Below are 5,921 nucleotides of genomic sequence, written 5' to 3'. Positions count from 1 at the left end.
AATGTACAACTTAATTATATTAAATGTGAGGTAAGCTATGAAAGATAATTCCGTCGAAATTCAGTTAAATAGTGTAACATTCCAATTAAAAGAATATCATAATTTTGATTGGCTTATTAAATTAGGTACCGTATTTGCAGTTTTTGACCAGCAAGACTCAGGTAATATAAGTTTTGGTGTAGAAAAAGATGGTCACAAGAAATTTATCAAATACGCAGGAGCACAAACAATTGCATATGAAGGAACAACGGGTGATGCTATTAAAAGGCTAAAAAATTCAGTTACTATTTATGAAGATTTAAAGCATGAATCGCTCATAAAATTAATTGATCATTTTCCAGTTCAATCTGGATATGTATTAATTTTCGATTGGTTTGATGGTGAATGTCTTCATTCGCATTGGCGCTTCCCACCTCCTGAGAAATATGAAAATCCAAACTCTCCATTTTATAAATTTAGACATTTATCTACTATAGAACGAGTTCATTCCTTACATTCCATTTTTTCTTTCCATACTTATGTAGAAAAGAAAAATTATGTAGCGATAGATTTTTATGACGGTAGTATTTTATATAATTTTAATACAAACGAAACAAAAATTTGTGATATAGATTTATACAGTAAGAAACCTTACATAAATAAAATGGGCCGGCTATGGGGTTCCTCCCGTTTTATGTCACCAGAGGAATTTGAACTAAACGCAATAATTGATGAAAGAACAAATGTATTTAATATGGGAGCAATGGCTTTCTCACTTTTAGGCGATGAAAAAGATCGTTCTTTTATAAAATGGGAAGCAAGTAAGGAATTATATGCGGTAGCGTATCGTGCTGTAAATGACAATCGAGCAGAACGGTATGCATCAGTTACAGAATTCTACGAAGCGTGGTTAAAAGCGTCTAATGCAGAAAAGATATAACCCTAAATTATTAAAAGAAATATAGAGTTTATACTATTATCATGTATATCAAGAATGATTTTATGAGCATTTCATATTAGTGTGTTCTAATTGATTATGGCTATTATTAAGGAAGACATATCAGCGATAATTTATGTCTATTTTGTATGAGTGTTAGCAAGTTCGTTTGCAAACTTGCTAACACTTTTTTGTTTAAATATTTCACAACCAAAAGGTGCATACATATGATGATCAACATATAAACTGACTTTCTTAGCACCTAATTTACATAATTCATCGATAAAAGCCTGTGTACCTGCTCGCATATCATCCATTGTTTTCACTTCTACATCAGCCACCCAAACTGTTGCACTCTTGTCACCACAGTTCCAGAAATCACGGGCTTCTACGCGTGCATCATTTTCAGAAACGACAGAATGCATAGTTACCAAAAGAAATCACATGCTGCTTCATAGCTTGTACATAATCTTTATACGATACCTCTGCACCACTTGTATGTAAAACTGATATATCATTAATTAATAGATGATAATGCATTACACCTTTTATTTCTACATCTTTTTCAAGCTCTTTTATGCTACCCGTAACACGTATAACGTGTTTTGTAGTTTCCATACTTCCATCACTTTTCTAATTAACGACCTGTCCACATATCTTGCACAATTCCATTTTTAAATAATTCATATGGGAAATAACAATATCCTTTATCTCCCCAGTCTTCTCCCCAGCTGTTGCGAATAATAACCGTTTGCTTATCATCGTCATATCCAACAGCACAAACAGCATGTCCCGCTGGTTGACCATCTTCAACAATTACATCATCTGTTCCTGATACTGGAACTATACCAGTCTTTTCACTTCTTCTGACATAAAAGATTTTGGTACAGCAAATCCAAGTACAGTAACTAATCCATGAGCAAGTGCAGCCTTTAATCCCGATAAATCTTGAATACGATGGTAGGTTCCAATTTTATAAAGTGCAGCATCTGATTCAGCCTTTGGTGATGGCTTATCTCTAAAATTCTCGGTATAAGGAAAATCCTCTTCAGGGCATACCCCAATATTTTTAAGAACCCCCATACCATCACGAACATTCGCTCCACTATCTTCCTGAATATGTCCTTCTATTTCTCGTTCATGATAATATAAAAACAAACGAGATAAGCAAGTAAATGGACGACCTGATTGTAATAATAGATATTCTCGTAACCCTGACACAATTGCATTTGCCGTACAAGAACCTATATTCCATTGATTTACTATACCTGACATTTTAGGACGAAGATCGACTTGCGTTGGCAAATCCGCCTCATTACTAAACAAGTAACTCCGAAACATTTTGTCTCTTAAATCAACAGGGTCTTTTCTTACATTAAGGTACTTTACAATATCTTTGTTACTGGTAAAACTGAAATTTGATTCATTTGAACTCATTGTAAAAATCCATCCTTTCTTAATATCTAGATAATTCATTTCTTCTCTATACTTAACTTAAAAATTAAAAATATACCTATTTAATTTTTATTTCATTTGCATTCAATACATCCGCATGTTTAATTATTTATCTTTTTACTTATCAATTTCTATTTTCAATTTATCTCACAACTACTTGAACTCTATATCTTTTTTTCTTTCTTGTTTGATTCAATTGCTTTTTCCACTCACGTAATTAGTCTTGTAGTGCCCTCATATTTTCCTATCTCCCCCTTCCAAAATAAAAAGGACACCAATTCATTAAAGCAGCAATTCAAGTTGTTTTAATGAATTGGTGTCCTCTAGTTTTCTAGCCGGACTATATTTATTTCATTATACTTGTCTGTATAAAAAGATTCCTCCAAGCTTTATCTATTCTGTCTTTCTCATATTTTTGTATAACCTTTGTCCGACGAGCAATTGCTTTTTTTAGTTTCTTTTTCTTTAAATTATCCAATCCTCTCACTCCTTCTTATAAAACAGTTTTTTTCCATTTTAGGCGTTTTTATTAATTTAATACCTTCTTACATTCAAAAAGCGGCTCAAATGTGAATTGTACCTATATAATTTCAAAAGGATTATTTTATTAGATTTTCAATCAAACTTCATTTCAAAATTCTCAGTTTCAGATGAACCACTAGACGCATACACCATATACTAATTTAAATGCTTCCTAGGAAAGAAGGTGAAAGCTATGCCATCTATTGTCGGAAATATGGTTGTGCAAAATAGTAACGGTTCTTTCAACTTAGGTGATTTTTATAACGTTTCTCCAAAAGAAAATACAAAAGCTTATAATGGTTCAGGTTCATCTAACGTTGCTTTTGTTCTCAATACATTTAACGGTGTTAGTGCAACAAACACATTTGATTCTGATGTTGCAGACCAAAACCAAGTTGGAACAGTCTAAATTTATTCATTTCCCTCTAACTCCTGAATAAAACCCAATATTCCGTTAATAATGTATATACAGTTTCTGATTTCCCTTCATACCCGAAGGCTTAGCAGCTAGCTTTTGCTAGCTGCTTTTAGTTTTGCACCGAAGATAACTTATCAAAAGCACTAGGCACCTCTTATTCCCTGTCTTTAATTCATTTTATTAACTTATATTTCAATTTTTTGGTTAACAATTAAATATGCCCACGGGAAACATATTGAAACCTTTTCAATTTTTATTGTCTTTTGCAAAAAGATTGCTATAGACCCACTGTATATTGAACTGATAACATAAAAAATAATTAATAAAAGATAGGGGGGATATGTAACAATGAATTCATCAAAAGTAGCTTTTTCGTCAGTATTAAGTAACACTTTTATCGTCATTTTAAAAGTTGTTATTGGTATTTTTACTGGTTCAGTAGCTATTCTTTCCGAAGCAATTCATTCCTCTTTAGATTTATTAGCTTCAATCATCGCTTTCTTTTCTGTCCGAATTTCAAATAAACCAGCGGATAAATTACATCCCTATGGACATGGAAAAGTAGAAAATATTTCTGGAACAATCGAAACATTATTAATTTTTATAGCTGGTTTTTGGATTATTTATGAATGTACCCTTAAATTGATACACCCCGAACCCATTCATCTACCATTTTTAGGAATAGTTGTTATGTTGATTGGAGCACTCATCAATTTTGTAGTATCACGAATTGTTAACAGAACTGCTGAAAAAACAAATTCTATTGCAATGAAATCTAATGCACTACATTTACTCACTGATGTATACACTTCTTTAGGTGTTGCAATCAGCTTACTTTTAGTTAGTATAACAGAATGGTATTTCCTAGACCCAATCATTGGAATTATTTTAGCTGTTTATATCATGACTGAAGCCTTCGAATTAATGAAGGAGTCCTTTCCCCCATTAATTGATGCACGTTTATTACCAGTAGAGGAACAAAAAATCATAAAAATTATAGAATCTTATAGAGATGAATATATTGAGTTTCATGATTTTCGTTCAAGACGTTCTGGTCCAACTGAATACATAGATTTTCATCTTGTCGTTTCATCTCACTATAACATTGAAACTGCCCATGAATTATGTGATCGGATAGAGAAAAATATTAAGAAACAATTTAATCGTGCTCACATACTAATCCATTTAGAACCAGAACATGAAATTTTATTAAAATAACTAGAAACGCCATTAAAGGAATTAGGGATATTGTAGGTCGTGAAGGTACTACTCTCACGACCTACAAATATCTCTATAAAAGTAAGACTCTTATCACCATCTCGCAGTCTAATAAAATAGCGTTTTTGTTGAATTTTTATTGAGTTTACATTGACCTTTTGTTGATTTTTTCTTCACATTTAAAAGAAACAAACATATGGATATTGTATGTAGTCTCTCCGCTCATAGAGATCTACCTTTCTTATCAAAGAGCATGCTTATATGTGTGCTCCTTTTCGCTTATTATGAAATATCGTTTGGGTTAAAACTCCAACTCGCATCGTTTCTTTAATGACAGGCTCCATAAATTCACATAAGGAATACAATATTAAAAATTTACTCATGAAAATCTGATTACAACTTTTTGGATTTTTCTGTTTCATGAGACATTCATCTACCTTATTGAGAGCACATATACAAGTGTGCTCTTTTTATTAATAAAACTAATTCAAATAACTATTTTGTTAGGTTCTGCCCCATCCATTTTTTATACGTCTTTCCGCTAATCACATTTTTCTAGAAAATCCTATATTATTGAACAGAGTTATCGACTTTCAACTTGAAAATTTTCACTTTTGATGATGTAACCACCTATAATGGAAATATACTTTTTTTCAAAGGAGGTATCTAATGTATATATCAAATAAATTTGGCTTATTTAGCTGGATTGCAACTTGTCTATACTTTTTAATTGAACCTTTCTTTATTTTCACTTCTACAGCACCTTATAACTATTTGCATCATGCAATGAGTGATCTAGGTGTAACAACCTGTGGAGAATTCACCTACGAAATAGCTCCTTATGAAATATGCTCCCCTAATCACTTTTGGATGAATTTACTCTTTATTCTTAATGGAATAACATTTTGTATTGGAGTACTATATATTTCACAACATCTTGAAAAAACAAAAATTAATAAAATAGCAACATTTTTTATAATTATAATAGGAGTTTCCACTATAGTCTCAGGATTAATTCCTGCAGATGTAAACCTAATTGGACATTCTATTCTAGTTTGGATAGGTATGCTTACTGTATTTCCAGGACTATTTATTTTTGCAAAGAATCTTAAAAAAACTAGAAAATGGACATATTTCTGCTTACTAAACTTAATAGTAATAACAATCATTATCTCACTTGTTTTTCTTTTCCCCTTACCTGCAGGTCTACTACAAAGACTTTTTTACTTGGTTCTTTTCGTTTGGGGAACTGTATCAACCTACAAATTAATAAAATAAAGATTTCATTAAAACTTTTCACCTTTTAACTGGACAAGCATATAGTATTGTATGGAGATATCCACTCATAGAAATCTACCTTTCTTGTCCAAGAGCATGCTTATATGCGTGCTC

At 31.8% G+C, this 5,921-nt stretch carries 5 protein-coding genes and 2 pseudogenes; 4 read left to right on the top strand and 3 right to left on the bottom strand.

Annotation, left to right across the window (positions count from 1 at the left end):
- The first annotated feature begins 37 nt into the window (after positions 1 to 37).
- Positions 38 to 919, top strand: coding sequence for a protein kinase domain-containing protein (locus ACQGSG_RS25790; RefSeq protein ID WP_000654548.1), 882 nt, complete (start codon positions 38 to 40; stop codon positions 917 to 919).
- Between the two features lie 206 nt (positions 920 to 1,125).
- Here ACQGSG_RS25790 and ACQGSG_RS25785 read toward each other — a convergent pair.
- The 3 genes and pseudogenes from ACQGSG_RS25785 to ACQGSG_RS25775 form a co-directional block, all read right to left on the bottom strand.
- A pseudogene (locus ACQGSG_RS25785) lies at positions 1,126 to 1,393 on the bottom strand (GH25 family lysozyme); the annotation flags it as partial.
- Between the two features lie 160 nt (positions 1,394 to 1,553).
- Positions 1,554 to 2,353: pseudogene (locus ACQGSG_RS25780) on the bottom strand (C1 family peptidase).
- Positions 2,354 to 2,717: 364 nt separating this feature from the next.
- On the bottom strand, positions 2,718 to 2,849 hold the full coding sequence (locus ACQGSG_RS25775) for a DUF3983 domain-containing protein (RefSeq protein WP_000369348.1): 132 nt from the start codon (positions 2,847 to 2,849) through the stop codon (positions 2,718 to 2,720).
- A 237-nt stretch (positions 2,850 to 3,086) separates the two neighbouring features.
- Between ACQGSG_RS25775 and ACQGSG_RS25770 the strand changes: the two genes are divergently transcribed.
- The 3 genes from ACQGSG_RS25770 (at position 3,087) to ACQGSG_RS25760 (ending at position 5,807) form a co-directional block, all read left to right on the top strand.
- A complete protein-coding gene (locus tag ACQGSG_RS25770; protein ID WP_001139345.1) occupies positions 3,087 to 3,302 on the top strand; it encodes a spore germination protein in 216 nt (71 codons plus the stop codon).
- A gap of 357 nt (positions 3,303 to 3,659) precedes the next feature.
- Complete coding sequence (locus ACQGSG_RS25765; RefSeq protein WP_016110071.1) at positions 3,660 to 4,529, top strand: cation diffusion facilitator family transporter; 870 nt, start codon at positions 3,660 to 3,662, stop codon at positions 4,527 to 4,529.
- Between the two features lie 669 nt (positions 4,530 to 5,198).
- A complete protein-coding gene (locus ACQGSG_RS25760; protein ID WP_098289909.1) occupies positions 5,199 to 5,807 on the top strand; it encodes a DUF998 domain-containing protein in 609 nt (202 codons plus the stop codon).
- Positions 5,808 to 5,921: the final 114 nt, after the last annotated feature.

The organism is Bacillus sp. GMa5/1, assembly GCF_050172015.1.
In the GTDB taxonomy this organism is placed as follows: Bacteria; Bacillota; Bacilli; order Bacillales; family Bacillaceae_G; genus Bacillus_A; species Bacillus_A cereus.
Note: the sequence above shows the minus strand (reverse complement) of the source record. Positions and strands in the feature narration are given on the sequence as shown.

Excerpts from the sequence above, each read along its gene's own strand:
- ACQGSG_RS25765 (WP_016110071.1), top strand. The coding sequence starts at position 3,660 with ATGAATTCATCAAAAGTAGCTTTTTCGTCAGTATTAAGTAACACTTTT.
- ACQGSG_RS25760 (WP_098289909.1), top strand. The coding sequence starts at position 5,199 with ATGTATATATCAAATAAATTTGGCTTATTTAGCTGGATTGCAACTTGT.
- ACQGSG_RS25770 (WP_001139345.1), top strand. The coding sequence starts at position 3,087 with ATGCCATCTATTGTCGGAAATATGGTTGTGCAAAATAGTAACGGTTCT.
- ACQGSG_RS25790 (WP_000654548.1), top strand. The coding sequence starts at position 38 with ATGAAAGATAATTCCGTCGAAATTCAGTTAAATAGTGTAACATTCCAA.